The sequence below is a fragment of the Flavobacterium lipolyticum genome, from assembly GCF_020905335.1.
Classification (GTDB): Bacteria; Bacteroidota; Bacteroidia; order Flavobacteriales; family Flavobacteriaceae; genus Flavobacterium; species Flavobacterium lipolyticum.
This window is the reverse complement of the sequence record NZ_JAJJMN010000001.1, coordinates 203,667-222,801: the sequence shown is the minus strand read 5'-3', so window position 1 is coordinate 222,801 and position 19,135 is coordinate 203,667. Positions and strand designations below refer to the sequence as shown.

General features: G+C 36.4%; 23 protein-coding genes. 3 read left to right on the top strand and 20 right to left on the bottom strand.

The window, feature by feature from the left end:
• Positions 1-42: 42 nt before the first annotated feature.
• The 7 genes from LNQ34_RS00920 to LNQ34_RS00890 all read right to left on the bottom strand — a co-directional run bounded on the left by LNQ34_RS00920 (position 43) and on the right by LNQ34_RS00890 (position 7,392).
• A complete protein-coding gene (locus LNQ34_RS00920; RefSeq protein ID WP_202702044.1) occupies positions 43-831 on the bottom strand; it encodes a hypothetical protein in 789 nt (262 codons plus the stop codon).
• A 125-nt stretch (positions 832-956) separates the two neighbouring features.
• The gene (locus LNQ34_RS00915) at positions 957-2,285 is read right to left on the bottom strand and encodes an aldehyde dehydrogenase (RefSeq protein ID WP_202702043.1); all 1,329 of its coding nucleotides are present in this window, start codon (positions 2,283-2,285) and stop codon (positions 957-959) included.
• A gap of 77 nt (positions 2,286-2,362) precedes the next feature.
• Entirely contained in the window at positions 2,363-3,052 is a 690-nt protein-coding gene (locus tag LNQ34_RS00910) for an RluA family pseudouridine synthase (protein WP_229998361.1), read from the bottom strand.
• 44 nt (positions 3,053-3,096) lie between these two features.
• The gene (locus LNQ34_RS00905; RefSeq protein WP_202702041.1) at positions 3,097-3,447 is read right to left on the bottom strand and encodes a four helix bundle protein; all 351 of its coding nucleotides are present in this window, start codon (positions 3,445-3,447) and stop codon (positions 3,097-3,099) included.
• A gap of 340 nt (positions 3,448-3,787) precedes the next feature.
• The gene (gene panB, locus LNQ34_RS00900) at positions 3,788-4,606 is read right to left on the bottom strand and encodes a 3-methyl-2-oxobutanoate hydroxymethyltransferase (protein WP_202702040.1); all 819 of its coding nucleotides are present in this window, start codon (positions 4,604-4,606) and stop codon (positions 3,788-3,790) included.
• 50 nt (positions 4,607-4,656) lie between these two features.
• Positions 4,657-5,856: an SH3 domain-containing protein gene (locus LNQ34_RS00895; protein WP_229998360.1), complete on the bottom strand. Its 1,200-nt coding sequence runs from the start codon at positions 5,854-5,856 to the stop codon at positions 4,657-4,659.
• 108 nt (positions 5,857-5,964) lie between these two features.
• A complete protein-coding gene (locus tag LNQ34_RS00890) occupies positions 5,965-7,392 on the bottom strand; it encodes an L-serine ammonia-lyase (RefSeq protein WP_202702038.1) in 1,428 nt (475 codons plus the stop codon).
• Between the two features lie 317 nt (positions 7,393-7,709).
• Here LNQ34_RS00890 and LNQ34_RS00885 point away from each other — a divergent pair, with 317 nt between their 5' ends.
• Genes LNQ34_RS00885 through LNQ34_RS00875 form a run of 3 tightly spaced genes read left to right on the top strand, consistent with a single transcriptional unit; the run spans position 7,710 to position 11,023 of the window.
• Positions 7,710-9,857: a cation:proton antiporter gene (locus tag LNQ34_RS00885; protein ID WP_202702037.1), complete on the top strand. Its 2,148-nt coding sequence runs from the start codon at positions 7,710-7,712 to the stop codon at positions 9,855-9,857.
• Positions 9,858-9,882: 25 nt separating this feature from the next.
• The gene (locus LNQ34_RS00880; protein WP_202702036.1) at positions 9,883-10,626 is read left to right on the top strand and encodes a DUF2625 domain-containing protein; all 744 of its coding nucleotides are present in this window, start codon (positions 9,883-9,885) and stop codon (positions 10,624-10,626) included.
• 34 nt (positions 10,627-10,660) lie between these two features.
• Positions 10,661-11,023, top strand: a complete 363-nt coding sequence (locus tag LNQ34_RS00875) for a VOC family protein (protein WP_202702035.1) — start codon at positions 10,661-10,663, stop codon at positions 11,021-11,023.
• 27 nt (positions 11,024-11,050) lie between these two features.
• On the opposite strand, the gene LNQ34_RS00870 is transcribed toward LNQ34_RS00875, so the two are convergent.
• From LNQ34_RS00870 to LNQ34_RS00810, 13 genes are all read right to left on the bottom strand, one after another.
• Positions 11,051-11,419 carry an iron chaperone gene (locus tag LNQ34_RS00870; protein ID WP_229998358.1) on the bottom strand — a complete coding sequence of 123 codons (369 nt, stop codon included), beginning with the start codon at positions 11,417-11,419 and terminating at the stop codon, positions 11,051-11,053.
• A 49-nt stretch (positions 11,420-11,468) separates the two neighbouring features.
• Positions 11,469-11,936 carry an SRPBCC family protein gene (locus LNQ34_RS00865; RefSeq protein WP_202702033.1) on the bottom strand — a complete coding sequence of 156 codons (468 nt, stop codon included), beginning with the start codon at positions 11,934-11,936 and terminating at the stop codon, positions 11,469-11,471.
• Positions 11,937-12,021: 85 nt separating this feature from the next.
• Positions 12,022-12,528, bottom strand: a complete 507-nt coding sequence (locus LNQ34_RS00860; protein WP_229998357.1) for an anthrone oxygenase family protein — start codon at positions 12,526-12,528, stop codon at positions 12,022-12,024.
• A gap of 113 nt (positions 12,529-12,641) precedes the next feature.
• On the bottom strand, positions 12,642-13,223 hold the full coding sequence (locus tag LNQ34_RS00855) for an LOG family protein (RefSeq protein WP_229998356.1): 582 nt from the start codon (positions 13,221-13,223) through the stop codon (positions 12,642-12,644).
• Entirely contained in the window at positions 13,223-13,750 is a 528-nt protein-coding gene (locus LNQ34_RS00850) for a GNAT family N-acetyltransferase (RefSeq protein WP_202702030.1), read from the bottom strand. Before LNQ34_RS00850 ends, LNQ34_RS00855 begins: the two co-directional genes overlap by 1 nt.
• A gap of 32 nt (positions 13,751-13,782) precedes the next feature.
• A complete protein-coding gene (locus LNQ34_RS00845) occupies positions 13,783-14,313 on the bottom strand; it encodes a GNAT family N-acetyltransferase (RefSeq protein WP_202702029.1) in 531 nt (176 codons plus the stop codon).
• A 29-nt stretch (positions 14,314-14,342) separates the two neighbouring features.
• On the bottom strand, positions 14,343-15,449 hold the full coding sequence (locus LNQ34_RS00840; RefSeq protein ID WP_229998355.1) for an MBL fold metallo-hydrolase: 1,107 nt from the start codon (positions 15,447-15,449) through the stop codon (positions 14,343-14,345).
• Positions 15,450-15,451: 2 nt separating this feature from the next.
• Positions 15,452-15,874: a DUF1801 domain-containing protein gene (locus LNQ34_RS00835; protein WP_202702027.1), complete on the bottom strand. Its 423-nt coding sequence runs from the start codon at positions 15,872-15,874 to the stop codon at positions 15,452-15,454.
• Between the two features lie 71 nt (positions 15,875-15,945).
• Complete coding sequence (locus LNQ34_RS00830) at positions 15,946-16,314, bottom strand: nuclear transport factor 2 family protein (protein WP_202702026.1); 369 nt, start codon at positions 16,312-16,314, stop codon at positions 15,946-15,948.
• A 69-nt stretch (positions 16,315-16,383) separates the two neighbouring features.
• Positions 16,384-17,064: an aspartate/glutamate racemase family protein gene (locus tag LNQ34_RS00825; RefSeq protein ID WP_229998354.1), complete on the bottom strand. Its 681-nt coding sequence runs from the start codon at positions 17,062-17,064 to the stop codon at positions 16,384-16,386.
• Positions 17,065-17,083: 19 nt separating this feature from the next.
• The gene (locus LNQ34_RS00820) at positions 17,084-17,506 is read right to left on the bottom strand and encodes a hypothetical protein (protein WP_229998353.1); all 423 of its coding nucleotides are present in this window, start codon (positions 17,504-17,506) and stop codon (positions 17,084-17,086) included.
• A gap of 77 nt (positions 17,507-17,583) precedes the next feature.
• Positions 17,584-18,072 (bottom strand): SRPBCC family protein, encoded by a 489-nt coding sequence (locus tag LNQ34_RS00815; protein WP_229998352.1) that lies wholly within the window; start codon positions 18,070-18,072, stop codon positions 17,584-17,586.
• A 248-nt stretch (positions 18,073-18,320) separates the two neighbouring features.
• Positions 18,321-19,106 carry a hypothetical protein gene (locus LNQ34_RS00810; protein WP_229998351.1) on the bottom strand — a complete coding sequence of 262 codons (786 nt, stop codon included), beginning with the start codon at positions 19,104-19,106 and terminating at the stop codon, positions 18,321-18,323.
• Between the last annotated feature and the right edge of the window lie 29 nt (positions 19,107-19,135).

Sequence of the window (19,135 nt, the reverse complement as noted above, 5' to 3'; positions counted from 1 at the left end):
AGAGCAGGTTAGACTCTTTTTTGGTTGAAATTTTATATTTTTTTAAAAATCAGACTGACCGATAGAGTCAATAGGATCTTCTTTATCCGTTTTTACAATAGCACAATATATGGCATAAGTCATGGAATAGCTAAAAGGGATCGTAAAAAGTACTCCAATACAAAATGCACAAAGGCCAACCAGTACAGCTCCAACTATAGTAATTATCAGTCCTAATAATATCAAAGGCTGTTTACTTATCAAGATAAGACTTGATTTAATAGCATCAACGGCTTTTAAGTTCCCAAATACGATAAGCGGAATGGTTAAGAAGGTAAAAAAAGATAATGTCAGTGAGAAAACTAATCCTAAGGCATTTAATTTTTGAACTTCTAAAAAGGTAGTAACGATAACACTAAACAATGAAATCAAAAAGGTTGCTGCAAAAATTTGTGCGAAATGGCGGCTTTTGTAATAGGAAAAAATTGTAGAGACATTAAATTCCTGATCTTTTTCTGCACAATCGGCCATTTTTAGAAATCCGGCAGTAAAAGGACTCATAATTGCCGATACTAAGGCTGTTCCAATAATATAAAGGACCAGATAAATTTGAGATAGATTTTGAGGCTGTATGTTCAGAAAGTTTGCATTGGTTAATTTGTCGATACCAAAAAATGCAACTAGTATGAGATAAGCAATAATGCCAAAGAATACCGAAAAAACCAACAGCATTAATCCGGCATAGACGGCTATTTTCTTGTAATTTTCAAAAGCATGATTGAAAACAGTTGAAAAATCTAAGGTATAGCCATGATTTTTAATGTCTTTGATCTGATCGGATGTAGATTTCATTTTTATTGGAGTAGAATTATTTTATATCGACGAAATTTTAAATAATTAATGTGCCGTAAATATAATATTTTTAATCAATTTGATATGAAAATCTTGAAAACATTGCGAAATTGTTTTTTTTAACCTTACAACCAGTTCAGTAAACGTTTTAGGGATATCAGTTTGTCTTTGTAGGGAGCGTAACGCATAGGTAAATCAAGCCAGTTTCCTTTTTTTACGACAGCTTTGTGATGTGAAAAAATATCAAAACTCAACTGTCCGTGATAAGCGCCAATCCCACTATGACCAACTCCTCCGAATGGTAATCTTTTGTTTGAGAAATGAACCACGGTATCATTGATACAGCCTCCTCCAAAAGAATGGGAAGTAATTAGTTTTTTAGCAAAATTTTTATTTTCACTGAAAACATAAAAGGCAAGAGGTTTTTCATAACGACTGATTACGTTGTGAATATCAGCCTCAGTTTCGTAAGTCAGAATGGGAAGGATAGGACCAAATATTTCCTCCTTCATGACGGGACTGTCCAAAGCAGGTTCTTCAATTAAAGTAGGAGAGATATAGTTTTTTTCAGCAGCTGTTTCTCCTCCAAAAATAACCTTTTCACGTTCGATCATACTGTCTAGTCGGACCCAGTTTTTGGTATTGATAATTCGGGCAAAATCAGGAGATTTGTCTATTTTTTTGCCGTAAGCTTTGAGAATTTCTTCTATCAGAAAAGATATAAAATTGACTTTCATATTTTTCTGTACCAGTATGTAATCCGGTGCAATGCAGGTTTGTCCGGCATTGATGAATTTTCCCCATACGATTCGTTTTGCCGCCAGTTTTAAATTGGCAGTTTCGTCAATAATACACGGGTTTTTTCCACCTAGTTCTAAAGTTACGGGAGTTAAATTTTCGGCAGCAGCTTTGGCTACAATTTTTCCAACAGCAACACTTCCGGTAAAGAAAATGTAATCCCAGCGCTGTGCCAGTAATTGGTTAGAAACTTCAACACCGCCTTCTATAACTTCTACATGTTTGACGTGAAAGGTCTTCTCAATAATTTTAGCAATCACTGCTGAGGTATGAGGTGTCAGTTCTGAAGGTTTTAAAACCACTCTGTTGCCTGCTGCTACAGCTGAAATTAAAGGACATAAAGCCAATTGAAACGGATAATTCCAGGGAGCAATTACCAAAACATTTCCGTAAGGTTCTTTAAAAATATAATCGGTAGAAGGGAAATTGAGCAGGGAAGGCAAAACACGTTTTGGTTTCGCCCATTTATTGATGTTTCTAATGGTATCTTTTAGATCCGAAATTACATAGTTGGTTTCGGTTAAAACAGCTTCAAATTCAGGCTTTTTAAAATCATCGTACAACGCTTTTACAATCAAATCTTCGCTTTTCTGAATGTTGTACAACAGTTTCTTTAACGTTTCTTTCCTGTAGGCAATGTTGTTTTTATAGTCCATAGTATATAATCCGATTGATTTTTTGCTTCTGCAAGTTAATCGATAAAACTTGAAATTTTAACAATTAAATCATAAAATCATAGCGCATTCCAGATCGTCTCGTCGGGAGTAGGAGCAATTATCGTGATATTTTCTTTAGAAACCGGATGTACAAAAACTAATTTTCGCGCATGAAGATGTATTCCGCCGTCAGGATTACTTCGGTCAAAACCATATTTTAAATCTCCTTTTATGGGAGAACCAATCGCTGCCAGCTGGGCACGAATCTGATGATGGCGGCCGGTATGCAAATTGATTTCGAGTGCCACATAATTTTGAAGCTCTTTGAAAACGGTATAATCCAGACTGGCCAGTTTACTGTCCGGAACTTCCTTTAAATGTGCTTTTGAAGTATTGTTTTTCTCGTTTCTTTTGAGATAATGAACGAGCTTCGCAGCGTTTTGTTGCGGTTTATTTTTAACAACAGCCCAATACGTCTTTTGAGTTTCACGATTACTGAACATTTCGTTCATTCGTGACAATGCTTTACTGGTTCTGGCAAAAACAACAATTCCTGTCGTAGGCCTGTCCAGACGATGAATGACGCCCAGAAAAACATCTCCGGGTTTATTGTATTTGTCTTTGATGTATTCTTTTACAATATCAGATAAAGGTTTATCCCCGGTTTTATCTCCTTGTACAATATCACCCACACGTTTGTTGACCACAATGATGTGATTGTCTTCGTGTAGGATTTGGAGGTTGTTTTTGTTGGAAACGACTTTCATTTTGGACTTTCTTAGACTTCTTAGATTTTAGACTTACTTAGATTTTATAATAAGGTAGTTCTAAATTTTGATGTCATTTTAATTATTTCTTCTAAAAGCAGTATTAATTCAGTTATGCCTTCTTCGTTTATAAAACCTAAATCTGATGAGATAAGAAGCTGTGTTTCTACTTCGTATGCTGAACCAATTGCGATTTCTAAAAATCGCGCAAATTCTTTATTAGAATTTCTTGAAGAACCTTCGGCTATATTTGAAGCAATAGAAACGGAAGCCCTTCGCAATTGATTTGTGATGCCAAATTTCTCTTCACTTGGAAAATCAGCAGTTACATTGTAAATTTTAGAACAGAATAACCTGCTTTTCTTCCAAATTAGCAGCTCTTTAAATTGATGCATCTTTTAGATTAATTAGATTTTTAGACTTGCTTAGACTTCTTAGACTTAGTTAGATTTGTTTTTTTTAAGACAAATAAAATCATAAATTCTACGAAGTCTACCATCTACGAAGTCTACCATCTAAGAATTCTAACGTCTAAGAAGTCTACCATCTAAGAAGTCTACCATCTAAGAAGTCTACCATCTAAGAAGTCTAACATCTAAGAAGTCTAACATCTAAGAAGTCTAACATCTAAGAAGTCTAACATCTACGAAGTCTACCATCTAAGAAGTCTACCATCTAAGAAGTCTACCATCTAAGAAGTCTAAGCAAGTCTAAGCAAGTCTAAGCAAGTCTAAATTAATACTGTTCCCCTGAATTCGGAAAATCCATTGATTTTACATCGGCGGCATATTGGCTGATAGCCTGAGTCATTTCTTCGTATAAATTTAAATAACGACGTAAGAAACGAGGGCTGAATTCGTTGTTCATTCCCAACATATCATGAATTACCAGAACCTGTCCGTCTACACCACCGCCGGCTCCGATTCCGATTACCGGAATGGAAATGCTTTTGGCAACCTGCTCGGCTAAATGTGCCGGGATTTTTTCTAAGACAATACCAAAACAGCCAATTTTTTCGAGAAGTTTAGCGTCTTCAATTAACTTTTCGGCTTCTTCCTCTTCTTTTGCACGAACGCTGTAGGTTCCGAATTTATAGATGGATTGAGGTGTTAAACCCAAATGTCCCATAACCGGAATTCCTGCGTTTAATATTTTTTTGATCGATTCTTTAATTTCTTTTCCTCCTTCAAGTTTTACAGCATGTCCGCCGCTTTCTTTCATGATTCTGATCGCAGAGCGCAAAGCTTCTTTTGGATCTGACTGGTAACTTCCGAAAGGTAAATCTACCACTACTAAGGCTCTGTCTACAGCGCGAACTACAGACGAGGCATGGTAAATCATTTGATCTAAAGTAATAGGCAATGTCGTTTCATGACCTGCCATAACGTTTGATGCAGAGTCGCCTACCAGAATGACATCGATTCCTGCGGTATCAACAATTTTTGCCATTGTAAAATCGTAAGCGGTAAGCATTGAGATTTTTTCTCCATTGCTTTTCATTTCGATTAATGACTTTGTGGTGATCTTTTTATAATCTTTTTTTGCTACTGACATTTTTGAGTTTTTTTGAATGTGTAAAAGTATTGAATAATTATAGATTGAAATCAGCAATAGAAGATTATTTCAATCGTAAATAATTTTCCGTCTCTGAATTCTATTCTAAATTCACTGTCTTCCAGCTGAATAGCATACAGATGCGGATTTTTCATGGAAGCACCGATATAAGTCCCGTATTTTTCAATAAATGCTTTTTCGGTCAGACTGTGATCGAGAGAAGCCGTCGGACTGAAAACAAGTTTGTTGTTTTCGTTGATAAAAACCTTTGTTATTTCAGCCTGATTTTGTTTTTCATCTACTGAAACTTCAAAATCCGGATAGTAGTAAAAAAGCTCGCTGAGGTAAATACCACATTCGTCGCTTACTGTTCCTTTTTTAGGAGGTTTACCAAAGTTTTTGACTAAATCTTTTTGCGAAAAAAAGAGTGATTTTGTTTTTACTCCTTTTAAAAGAAATTCGGCTTTTTTACTGAAAGCGGTAATTTCTTCCGGTTTTTTGGTTTTAGCTAATCCTTTGGCAATAGCGATATTCAGTTCAGTATCGGCCAGAAGTTTTGGGTCGTTTAATTGTTTTACAACTTCATAATATCTTTGATAAGCGGGTGCCAGTTTTGCATTTTCACTGTTCCAGGCCAATTCTACAATTCTTTCGCCAATCGTTTTGCGTTCTGTGATGGCATTGATATTCAGCTTATCAAAATCTTTGAGTAACGAATTAAAATCGGGTCTTTTTCCAAGGAATTTTCCAAGTGTAAATTGTGCGTATTCAGGATCACTATGACCTTGTATGTTTACCCATTCGCCCGGGTTTTTGGGAAGATAATTAACCGCTACGGGATCACCGGTGAAGAGAATGGCTCTGATTTTTGAGTTTTTATCCGGTAGTGCTCTTGCTTTTAAACCGGCGACTAAAACAAATAGATGGCTGCTGCCATAGTAATTGTCGTTACCTTCAATAATTGGATTTTCGGGATCCTTTGTTTGAACATCTTTTGCGTTTAACCTTTTTGCAATAAATTGCTCAGGCACATAACCTTCAGAGAAGTTGTCAGATCTTACTTTGTACCAGCCATTTTTACTTTCCGAAAGAAGCCGAACTTCTGCTCCATATTTAAAATAACCCAGAAAGTCGCCTGCGGTATTAGTTGAGGTATAGAGACGAGTATCAGAATTAAGAAAGTAACGTTCCTGTGAATGAATCAGAGCAGAGCAAAACAGTATTGCTATAAGTAAGAAGTGCTTTTTCATGAAGTGGTTTTTTCGCCACAGATTAAAAGGATTGAAAAAGAGCTTTAATAAGCTTAATTCAAACGTATTTAATCTGTGCAAATCTTTTTAATCTGTGGCAAATGTTCTTTAGCAATCCGCCATGTTTACGGCAATGGCCAATCCGCCTTCAGAGGTTTCTTTGTATTTGGAATTCATGTCTTTGGCTGTTTGCCACATGGTATTGATGACTTTGTCTAAAGGCACTTTTGCATTTTTAGAATCGGTTTCAAGCGCCAGTTCAGCCGCATTGATCGCTTTTATGGCTCCCATTGTATTTCTTTCGATACACGGAATCTGAACCAAACCGCCAATTGGGTCACAGGTAAGACCTAAGTGATGTTCCATGGCAATTTCGGCAGCCATTAAAACCTGAGCAGGAGATCCACCCATTAATTCACAAAGTGCTGCAGCAGCCATTGATGAGGATACACCAATTTCGGCCTGACAGCCTCCCATTGCAGCAGAAATGGTTGATCCTTTCTTGAAGATACTGCCAATCTCTCCGGCAACCATTAGGAATTGTTTGATTTCTTTTTCGCCTGCATTATGGTTTTCAATTACCAGATAATACATCAAAACAGCCGGGATTACACCTGCACTTCCGTTTGTAGGAGCAGTAACTACACGACCTAAAGAAGCATTTACCTCATTCACGGCAAGTGCAAAACAGCTTACCCATTTCAGGATTTGACGAAATTTAACCTCCGTTTTTCTGATTTCTTCCAGCCAGCTTTGCGGATCTGAATAGTTAGATAAACCGATTAAATTCTGATGCATGTCAAAAGCACGTCTGCGAACATTCAGACCGCCCGGCAGAATTCCTTCTGAATGGCAGCCAATGTACATGCATTCTAACATGGTATGCCAAATGCGCATTAATTCGGAGTGAATCTCGGCTTCCGGACGCATTGATTTTTCGTTTTCATAAACAATTTCAGAAATCGATTTGTTTTCGGTCACTGTATAATTTAAAAGCTCAACGGCATTTTGAATCGGGAAAGGGAAGGCACATTTGATCTCTTCTTTGATTTTAGCATTGGTGCGTTCTTCTTTAACGACAAAACCTCCGCCAATCGAATAAAAAGTAGATTCATATTCAGAATCGTCAGCTTTATACGCTGTGAATTTTAATCCATTAGCATGAAAAGGAAGGAAATTTTTATTGAAAACAATGTCCTGAAGAAAGTAAAACGGAATTTTATATTCATTAGCCAGAATAATTTCGTGCTGTTCTTCAATGTTTTTAATAATTCCGGCAATATTTTCAACCGGAATATACTCGGGATCCTGCCCGCTTAATCCCAGCATCACCGACAAATCAGTAGCATGACCTTTTCCGGTTAAGGAAAGAGATCCGTATAAATCGACTTTTACACGTTTAGTCTGGTCTAAAATTGATTCGTTTTTCAGCTCCTCCAAAAAACGTTCAGCGGCTCTCCATGGCCCTAAAGTGTGTGAACTTGAGGGACCAACGCCAATTTTAAGCATATCAAAAACAGAGATACATTCTTCCATTGTGCAATTTTTATGAAGACAAAGATAATTGAATAATGCAATCCCGCTCAATTTTCTATTGTTAATGTTGCAGTTTTGTTAAAATAAATATTAAATATTAATAATTTGGCAACGAAACAAAATTAATTGCTTAATATGCCATTTTCGTAGAAAGTTCGCATTTTTTTTAGGTATTTTTGTAATGAAACAATCACTAAAGAAGCCGTTTTTTCTGCTTTTCGAAGAAACGACAAATAATAACTTCTGAGATTTTATTTTGCTTTTGGCGCTTTTTTCTGCGGAAAATTAAAATACTGTTAAGAAGATAAAATTACATTATGATAGAATTTTTCAGGCATTTTTTACAAGAATTCGAATTACCACTCAGTAATCCGGTATTGATTTTTTCTTTGATCCTTTTCATCATCCTCTTGTCACCGATTTTACTAAAAAAAATTAATATCCCGGGAATTATCGGGCTTATCATTTCGGGAGTCATTATTGGACCGCACGGATTGAATATTCTGGCCAAGAACTCTGCTGTTGATTTGTTTTCGACAATCGGACTTTTGTATATCATGTTTATTGCGGGTCTGGAATTGGATATGAATGAGTTTAAAGCCAATAGAAATAAGAGTTTATTGTTTGGTTTTTTTACTTTTATTTTTCCATTAACGATTGGTTTTCCGGTTTGTTTTTATCTGCTGAAATATGATTTTAATGCGAGTTTTTTAACAGCCAGTATGTTTGCCACCCACACATTGGTGGCATATCCGATTGTGAGTAAACTGGGAATCGCAAAAAATCAGGCAGTGGCTATTACGGTTGGGGGAACTATTTTAACAGATACTGCCGTTTTGATTATTTTGGCGGTGATTATGGGAAGCAGTCAGGGAAGTTTGAATCAGGCTTTCTGGATTAAATTGACGGTTTCGCTGGCCATTTTCTCAGCCATCATGTTTTTGGTTATTCCAAGAATAGCGAAATGGTTCTTTAAAAAATTAGAAAGCGAGAAACACGCCCATTATATATTTGTACTTTCAGTGGTGTTTTTTGCTGCGTTTTTAGCAGAGGTAGCAGGAGTAGAGCCTATTATTGGAGCGTTCGTTGCCGGTTTAGCGCTAAACCCTTTAATTCCGCATTCATCAGCTTTGATGAACAGAATTGAGTTTATTGGGAATTCACTATTCATTCCTTTTTTCCTGATTTCAGTGGGAATGCTGGTAGACATCAGCGTGATCCTGAGCGGACCAACCGCTTTAATTGTAGCAGGAACTTTGAGTGTGGTGGCTATTTTTGGAAAATGGATCGCAGCCTTTTTTACGCAGATTGTATTTAGGTATACCAAAACCGAAAGACAGCTTATTTTTGGATTGAGCAGTGCGCATGCTGCGGCAACTTTAGCCGTTATTCTGGTTGGATTTAAAGCAAAAATTTTAGACGAAAATATCCTGAACGGAACAATTATTTTAATTCTGATTACTTGTATTGTGGCTTCTTTCGCGACAGAAAAAGCAGCTAAAAAGATTGCTATTTGTGAAGAAGAAGTTTCAAATGAAGATGCCAATGGTGATCAGATTCTGGACGAACATATCCTGATTCCGTTAGCCAAAACGTCGGCTACGGAAAGTTTACTGGATTTCGCACTTTTGATAAAAGATAAAAAATCATCTAATCCGGTGACGCTATTAACGATTGTACCGAATAACGATCAGGCTGAAATTAATATCTTAAAATACCGAAAAGCCGTTGATAAATTTGTTATTCAGGGGTCTGCTTCAGAAGTAAAAATCAATACGATTGCCAGAATCGACCATAATCCGGCAAGTGGAATTGCGAGAACGTCCAAAGAAATCATGTCCGATATTGTGATCGTGGGATGGCCTAGAAAAACCGGTTTTTTGGATAAAATTTTCGGTGAAAATGTAGACTCGATCATCAATAATGTAGACAAATGTTTGTTCATCTGCAGGTTTCAAAAAACATTTATTGAGGAAAAAAGACTGGTTTTCATCTGTCCGCCTTTCTCCGAAAGAGGTGTTGGATTTCACCTGCTGCTGCAAAAGATCTCTCGATTATCTCAGGAATTAAGTATTCCGATCGTCGTTTATGCTGAATACAAAACACATGAGGCCATTGTGCAGATTGCGACTAAATTAAAATTAAATGCCAAACTAGGTTTTAAAAGTATTATGAATTGGGATGATTTTGAATCGATCTCAGATGAAATTAAAGCTACAGATCTGATTGTTTTTAACTTCTCCAGAAAAGGATCCGTTTCGTACCAATCGATTTTTGACAGATTGCCGCAGAAATTTGAAAAATCATTTAGTGATAACAATCTGATTCTGGTTTATGGACAAGAAGACCGCAAAGAGACTGCAATGGATGCCTATGATGATTTCACTGCGACACCATTGACAAAAGGCCTGGAAGCAATAGAACAAATTGGTCGAGGTTTGGGTAATATTTTGAAAAAAGGCTAGAATAAATAATTTGTAATTTTCTAAGATGGTACTAAAATTTCCTTTAATTGTATTGACCTTTTTAACTCTTACAGCAACTGCGCAAAATAAAATGAAAAAAGCCGAAGAACTTATAGATAAAGTCGACCCGGGATGGACTCAGGTCGAAGAATGGATTAAGACAGCAAAAAATAAAGTAGAAATTTTGCCGGTTGACGCCTTAAAAGCAAAAGAGGTTTTGTACAAAATTCAGGTTAGCACCCGCTCGCCAATGGGAGCTATTGTATACCATACGGGAGGTCTTTTGATCGACGATGGCTGGATTAGAATTCTGGGTTCAGGAAATGCAAAATTCAATCGCACACTTCCGGATTGGAACAAAGGGAAATCGTTTAATGATTTTGGCGAAACAGCGCCTTTTTTATTAGTTGCCGACGATGCTATTGGAGGTTTCTACCTTCTAAACGGAGGAGGATTGGGAAGTGATGTTGGGAAAATGTATTATTTCTCTCCTGATAATCTGGAGTATGAACAGCTGGATATTACGTATTCGGAATTTTTAGGATTCTGTTTTGATAATGATCTGGATAAGTTTTATCAAGGCAACAGATGGAATGGATGGAGAGCCGAAGTATCAAAATTGAAAGGCGATGAAGTCTTTAACTTTTATCCTTTTTTATGGACTGCCGAAGGAAATGATATTAATAAAAATTCGCGAAAAATAATTTCGGTCCAGGAACAATACGGACTGAATTTAGATTTGCGAAAACAACTCGGTTTTGATAAATAGAAACCTGATTTATTAATTTCTAAAATGAATATTTATGAATCACAAAGCAATATCGATCCGACCTTTTATAGGAGCTAAAGATTTTGAGATTTCCAGAAGTTTCTATCGGGATTTAGGTTTTGAAGAAGGAGTTTTAGATCCAAAATTTTCTGTTTTTGAAGCGGGAGATTTGTCCTTTTATCTTCAGGATTATTACGATAAAAACTGGAATGAAAACACCATGATTTTTTTAGAAGTAGAAGATGTCGATTACTACTACAAGCAGCTTTTGGCGCTTAACTTAACGGAAAAATATGGAGTAAAATTAACACCTATCGTTCATCAGGATTGGGGAAGCGAGTGTTTTTTGCACGATCCTTCAGGTGTTTTGTGGCATTTTGGGAAGTTTAATAAGTAGTATATAAGTTGTCAGATTTGTGCCTCTTTATTTCTTTTTTATTTTTTCCAGATTTTCTTTTACTCTGAATTTTACAATTTCGGTAATTAAATCATAAGGTATAGGCTGATTTAAAGGAAATTGTACAGAGCCTTTTCCGGATTTGTATTTTGAAAGTTCTTCTTTAAAAGCATCATGTCCACTGGGCAAAGCATAAAGTCCAATATGATTTTTGAAAGCTGCAAAATACACTACGATTCCGTTTTGCTCAAAAGCCGGCATAGAATAACTAATTTTTTCTTTGGCATCAGGAGCTGCATTCTGAACAGTCATTCGAATCCTCTCTAAGATTTCCTGAACATCATTTGGAAAACTGCCGATATATTCATCAATGTTTTGAGGTTTCTTTGTTTCCATTTGATGGTTTTAAATTGTTTAAAGTTCCAGGTTTCAGGTTCTTGGTTGTTTATTCCAATCCTTTAGGGAATCGATCCAAAACTAAATTCAGCTGGATTTGATGTTCTAAATAAGCTTTTGCTCCGGCCAGAACCAAAGTAAAACCTTCGGTAGAATTTCGAACCTGATCGATGATTTTATCTGGATCTCCTTTTAAACCTGAATTGGTGATGCTGACAAAGGTGTCATTTTCGTTTAACGGACTAAATGTCCATTCGACTATGGTGGTTTCATTAGGATTTCCCCATTCGATTACGATTTTTTTATTTTCCTCTAAAATAAGAGTAGTTACCGTTAACGAGAATCCATACATTTCCCAAGTCCATTCGGTTGTAGTTCCGGCGATTAGTTTTCCTGAACTTTTTGTAAACCAAAATTTACTGGTGATTTCCGGATCTGTAAAGGCCTGAAAAACTTCTGAGACAGGTTTTCTGATCAGCATTTCGGCTTTTGCGAAGTGGTTGTTTTCTGTTTTCATGTTTTTTGATTGTGAAATGTGGAATGAGTTTTGTGAAAGCTGAAAATTTATATTTCATTTTTCCACGACCTCTAATGTATAAAATTTATGGCTTCGTTTTTACTAAACAGCTAATGATCAAAAGTAAAAAAGAAATTATAGAAGCTACGATTCGGAAAAGGTGGAGATTGTTCCATTTTGCTTCAAATTTACTTCGTAAAAGGGCTGCTTCCTGAATTGAGGGATGTACCAAATCTGTCTTATCAAGCATTTCGTTTAGCGGAATGTTTCCCAAAATAGTAACCAGAATAACACCTATAAGATAGATAATCGCAGCACTAACTGTCAGACTTAAAACAATTGTATTTGATTTATAAAAATAAGCCGCTGCAAAAGAAAACAGTAAGGAACCAAAAAAGACCAGAAAAAACAACGGATTCTGTATGGTGCGATTCATGTTTTGAAAAGCTCTGAGATAATTGATGTCATCCAATTTTCCAATTCCCGGAGTTACAGTGTTGCCCCAGGTTAAAAATATTCCGGCTAAAAGCCCTGTAAATAAGGTAGCCAGCAATAATGTAATGGTTTTAGTATCCACAATAAAAGTATCCATGATTTTAGTTTTTTGTTAATACTGTAAAATTAGAACTATTGATTGGCCGATACTTGTTCCGGAAGCATTATGATTTGTTTGAAAAGAATTTCTCTGTAACTATTTTTCAGATACTAGGATTGTGTGGTATCAATCCATTTTCCGGTGGCTGGCGGAACGTAATTTCTCATTTGATGTAATAAATCCTCAATGGTATCGCTCACTAGAAGCATTTCCTGATTGACAGGCTTTAATAAACCTTTCTCTACCATAACTTTGGTTAGTTCAATCAGCGAATCATAAAAGCCATTGATGTTCAGAATGCCGATTGGTTTTTTATGCAAACCTAATTGTCCCCAGGTCAGCATTTCAAAAAGTTCTTCCAAAGTTCCAAAACCACCCGGTAGTGCAATAACACCGTCGCATAAATCATTCATTTTGGTCTTTCTTTCGTGCATGCTTTCCACAACGATTAATTCGGTCAAACCTAGATGTGCAATTTCTTTTGACCTTAAAAAGTTGGGTAATACACCAATAGCTTTTCCACCTTCGTTCAGAACACCATCGGCGACAGCGCCCATCAGGCCTACATTTGCTCCGCCATAAACCAACTCTATATTTTGCTGGGCTAAAGTTTTTCCAAGCAGTGCTGCCTGCTCTTTGTAAATTTTGTCGGTCCCAAAACTGGAACCACAGAAAACAGTTATTCTTTTCATTATTTTTTTAATTCGTATACAAAATTATGACGGGATGGTTCATTGTAGTAAGCAACGTTTATTTCTTCTACTTTAACAGCACCCAGTTTTTCTATGGCTTTTTGTGAACGGTAATTTTCCGCTCCTATATGAAACTGGACTTTGTCAACTGCTTTAAACGCATAATCCAGCATCATTTTTTTCACCTGAGTATTAAATCCGGTGCCCCAAAATTTTCTTCCGTAAAATGTATATCCAATAAAAACAGTTTTGTTTTCAGGATTGTATTCATAAAATCGGGTGCTTCCTGCAATTTCTCCGGTTGCTTTATCGATGATCAGAAAAGCGCCTTTGCTTTCCATAGCACCTTCAAAGAAATTTTGAAAAACTTCTTTTTCATACCGATTTTTATTCGGGTGTTGCTCCCAAATCAAAGGATCTGAAGCCACTTTGTATAATTTTTCAAAATCATTTTCCTGAAGCGGCAGTAATTGAACCAGATCATCTTCCAGAATTTCAGGCTGCAGATTTAAAAGAGAGGTATTCATTATTTGAACTGTTTTTTAGTTGCACAATAGTTTTAGGAATTAAGCGGTAAACGAAAGCCAAATACGGCGAGTTCACCCTGCATAAAGTCTAAGTCTTCAGATCTTCTGAAGCCAATTTTTTCATACATTTCCCAGGCTGTTTTCATAGCTAAAGTCGAATGAATGATCAATTGAGTACGTTTGTTATCAGCCGCTTTTTGGATGCATTCCTGCGTTAGAAGTTTACCAATTCCTTTTCCGCGGGCAGTTGGTGCAACTCCCAGTAATCGAAACCCGGCTGAGTTTTGTTCCTGAGTAGCAATTCCGCCCGAACCGTAGTTTTTCATATCGTTAAAATAGACTACAGCACCAAGAATTGTATTGTTTTCGTCAGCAGCGACTAAAAGTTCGGTTTGCGGTTGATGGGTAAAATTACCAATATTGGCCAGCATTTTATAATAGTTGGGCTGCTCATTTTCTTTGGGAAAACCTTCTAATTGTGAATAAACACTAATGAGTAATTTTCCAATTTCTTCAAATTCGGAAGGGTGGGCATTGCGCAGAGTATAAGCTGAAGGAATCATTTTTTATTTTATTAATTGAAGAATGCGGGTTATTTTATGCCTTTCCACCATTGCCGGAATTGCTGTTTTTCATTTTTTAGTTCCACTAATTCTCCAATCATGGGAGTAATCAACGGAATTGGGTTTTGGGATAACTCATTTAATTCAGTTATTTTATTCAGTGGTTCATCCCAGGAATGCGGTGCCAATGAAAACTTAGAAGAATGCACCGGAAATACTCTTTTGGCATTCAGATCTTTCATAGCTTTGATAACATCTTCGGGTAAATTATGAATGTATTTCCAAGCAGGATTGTATTGACCGTTGTCGATAAGAGCGATGTCAAAAGGGCCAAATTGAGTGCCAATTTCTTTAAAGTGGGTGTCATAACCACTATCGCCGCCCAAATACATTTTAAAACCTTTGGTTTCTACTACAAACGACGTCCAAAGTGTGTTACATCGTTTAAAACTTCTGCCCGAAAAATGCCTTGAAGGAGTAGTATAAAGCGTTAAATTCTGATCGAGTTCTATTTTTTCAAACCAGTCTTTTTCAATGATATTTTCAGTTGGAAATCCCCAAAATTCAAAGTGAGAACCTACCCCAAGAGAACAGATTACCTGTTTGGTTTTGGGCTTTAATTGTAAAATGGTTTTATAATCGAGATGGTCATAATGATCGTGTGTGATCAGTAAATAATCAATTTCCGGAAGATCATCAACCGTGTAAATATCAGTTCCTTTGAATGCTTTTGTGGTACCGGGAATCGGGGAGGCATTGCCGCTGAAAACGGGGTCAATTAAAAAGCGTTTTCCTTCAAGCTGGATGAAATACGAAGAATGTCCAAACCAGATCAGCACCTCTTTTTCGGGAGAAAGTTCCAGTAAATTGGTTTTGATGGATGGGATTAAATCAGATGGAGTCTTCCTGTCTACTTTTTTAAGGAGAAAATCATACAATACTCTTGGATATCCGTAGCCTTCTACTAATTCCGGTGTATGGTTTTGATTTTCGAATTTGCCATTTTTAAATTGAGGTGATTTTTGAATCCATGCCAATCTCTCTCCTGAAGGTGCTTTACCAAACTTCGGGTGCTGTAAAAAGAAGTAAAGTGTAAGGCCTAAAATCAGAATTATAATTAGAAAAGGTGTAATCATTTTTATTGAGGGGGATATAGTTCTTGTAAGTGCTCAACTGATACGGAAATCATTTTTTTAAGAATTTCGAGGTCAATATCGCTTAATTTCTTGACATAGATACAGCCTTTTTCGGCTTTGTGTTTTCCAAATTTAGAGAGTAGCTCCTCTCTTTTTTCAGGTGATGCGTAAACATAAAGTGAAATTGCGGCTTTTCTTGGTGAAAAAGCCACCAATGGAGCATCGCCTTCGCGGCCGCTGGCATATTTGTAATGATAACTGCCGAAACCTATGATACTTGGTCCCCACATTTTGGCTTCGAAACCCGTTTGTTCCTGCATCAGTCTGACCAGTTCAAAAGCATCATTTCTTTTGGTTGTGTCTTCGACAGCATTGATAAATTCGGCAACACTGTTTTCTGTTTCTATGGTTTTATTTTGTGCCATTTTTTAAAGATTTAAAACATTACTTTTGATCTTTAGATTTTTGAATCTGAATTCGGAAGAATAAAGTTCTTTTAGAACATTCCATTTTCATTAATCATTTCGGTAGGAATGGATTGCCCTAAATCCCAAAATTCTACAATTTTATCCAATTCAAAACGAAGGATATGTACGACAGCAAAACCAATGTCAGCAGGAGTTTGTTTCAGGTGCGAATGTACGGCGACCAGATCTTTATCTTCCAGAATATGATGAATAGTTAAAGTTTTATTGGGATTTTTTCGGGTTGATTCTTCCATAGCCAGCATCAGTGTTTCGGCATCTCCTTTAAAATAAGCATTGTGATGCTTGAAATTCTCGCCGACATGTAGACGAAAAGCTTCGTGTGAATGTCCGTTTGCGGCGAGTTTTAAAAAGTCGCGGGCGATTTCTTTCTTAGTCATGAGAGTTAAGTTTAATGAGCTAACTAAGTTATGAAATTAATTGCACTAAACGGGCTTAAGTGTTTAATTTTAAGACAGTATAAAGTCTACAATTGCTTGAGAATGTATTTTTGTAGTGTCAAAAACAGGAACAGAAAAATCGGATTGACTTAGCAATAGTGGAATTTCAGTACATCCTAAAATGATACCTTCGACACCTTGTAGAATTAGTTCGTTTGCTATTTGGATATAATTTTGTCTCGAATCGGGATTGATAATTCCTCTTCCAAGTTCTTCTTTTAGAACATATTGTATGTAGTCGCGCGTTTCCTGTTTTTCGGGTATCAGGACATTCAGCCCAAAACTTTTAAGGCGATCTTTGTAAAAATCCATTTCCATCGAAAATGAAGTGCCTATAAGTCCAACGGTTGTGATTTTTTCTTTCACAATGACTTTTGCAGTCTCCGTTCCGATATGAATTAGGGGCAGTCCAATTTCATTTTCGATTTCACGAGCAAACATATGTGCCGTGTTTGCACACAAAACGACAGCATCAACACCGCTGTTTTTTAAACTTAAGCAGGCATTCCATAAAAGTTCATAGGAGTGAGCCCAAGTTTTTTCCTGTACATCACCAAAGTTTAATGAATAAATCAGACATTCCGCAAATTGAAGTCCGCCTAATTTTTTATTTACTCCTTCGTTAATAAATTTGTAGTAATCTATGGTAGAAACCCAGCTGATTCCTCCCACAAGCCCAATTTTCTTCATTATTTTATAAAGCGGAATTTTAGGATTTAGAATCTTTTTTTGCAAACCATTTTATAGCCAGATACGCTGTTGGTATATAGGCAAAGAAAAGGTCTGTGATCGTAAACCAAACCGGTGAAGGCAATGAGCACACATTCACAATTCCTCCAAGTAAAAAGAAAGCACCAATAACCAGCCCAAGTTTTGTTTTATTACTGATTGCAATTAAAACAGTTGTTCCCGCACCTGCAAACGTACCTATTGCGTGTGCCAGAAAGGGGAACAGAAAATGTTTGGGTTCAAACAAATGCATAGTAGCTTTTAGTCCTTCCATAGTTGTAACATCAGCACCATTGGGAGGTGGAATGACAGAACTGCTCATCAATATGATAGCCATATTGATAATACTTCCAACAAAAAGACCTGTTATAACTGCTAATGTATTTCTTAAAATAGGGTTCATAGTCATCGTTTTAGTAAAACGAATTTATGAAAATTATAGTTGGTATCGCAATTAAATGATTCTTTCGAGCTTATTTTTTATTCTTTTTCAGAAAGTTTTTTTTCGTTTTCTGTTTGTGGTTTTCCGGTTGCGTTTGGTTCTCCTTTTCCGGTTGTAATTAGTTTAAGCAAACTATTTCCAATATAATTGGTCCAGGCGCCTCTGCAAATTTCAAAACATTCATATTCCGGTACCAAACCCACATGAGTAAAACGAAGTTCCGTTTTGCCGTCTTTTTCCGAAATCTCAAAAGTAGGATGAGTTCCTGTCCATTCCGTTTTATCTTCTGTAAACTTGAAGTAATTTTTTTCCACCAACCAGACTATTTTCTGATTCGGAATCACTTCTGTGATTTTTACTTTACAACGATGGATATCTTCGTAATGATAGTCAAATTCATCGTTTAGTTTCGCACTATTGCCTTCGATTTCTTCCGACCACCAAGCACGTACATTCGTAACGGCATCAAAAACTTCCTGTGGGGATTCATCTACGATTATAACTGTGGTAAAATTTGGTGCACTCATTTAGTAAGGTTTTAAAAGTTACAACACAAATTTAGGTTTTAATTATCAGGGTGTTAGGGGCGTAAAGAGACAAAGTTGAGGGGTGAATCAGACAATTAGACAATCAGACAATTAGACAATTAGATAATTAGATAATTAGATAATTAGATAATTAGATTGTTAGATTGTTGAGTTTTCGACTTGCATCTTACATTTTATAGATCACATTTCATATCCCAAAGCGAGAGCAGTCCAGGAGCGCCTTAGGTCTACTCAATTCTTTTGACCACATTGTCGAGATCATTCACTACAAGTTTCAGAATGATTTTATGGTGTGGGAAATATTTTTGTATATCGTTTCTTAATACAACAAAAGGCTCAACGGTCGACGGGTCGTCTTTAACCGATTCGTTGCATGAAATAGAGATTTCGTAGTTGTTATTGATTTTTTCTAAGTAAACATACTTGGTTATGGCATCATCAAAAAAGGTTGTTTTTTGAAGGGCCTCAGCAATTTTATCGGCTTCGTTTTCATTAATATTGCTTTGATAGGCAATTTCATGATTCATAATGCCATATTTTTTAGTTGACTCTGTGAGGCCTCCGTTTGCTGTTTCGGTTAAAAAGGCAATACTGAATATTCCGCCAAGAAGAACCGAAATACCAATAACCGAAATGAGAATGATTCTCGGCCAGGCAAAATGTTCGCCGCCATTTTCGAGGTGTTTGCTAATTTGTTTTTCCTGATATTCTTTGGTGAAATAAGTGGCAATTGCCATATAAATTAAAGGGAAAACGATATTTGGAATCTTAGCACTGATGTGTTCCGGAATTAAGAATATCAGGGCAAAGATAAAAATAGTTGCAAGTATGGTTATAATCCAGGTTCTTTTAGCTTTGCCGGAATCACCAAAAACCTTAAAATTCTCCGCTAAAAAATACCCCGCAACCAAAGGTCCTCCTAAGAAAGTGCCAACACGGATTGCGTTGTCGGTATAGATTTTTTCGGTTGGTACTTCTTCAAAAACTGATTTTTCAATTGCTGTTTCTTCCATAATAGAGTTTTGGGGTATTTGTCTTTTTT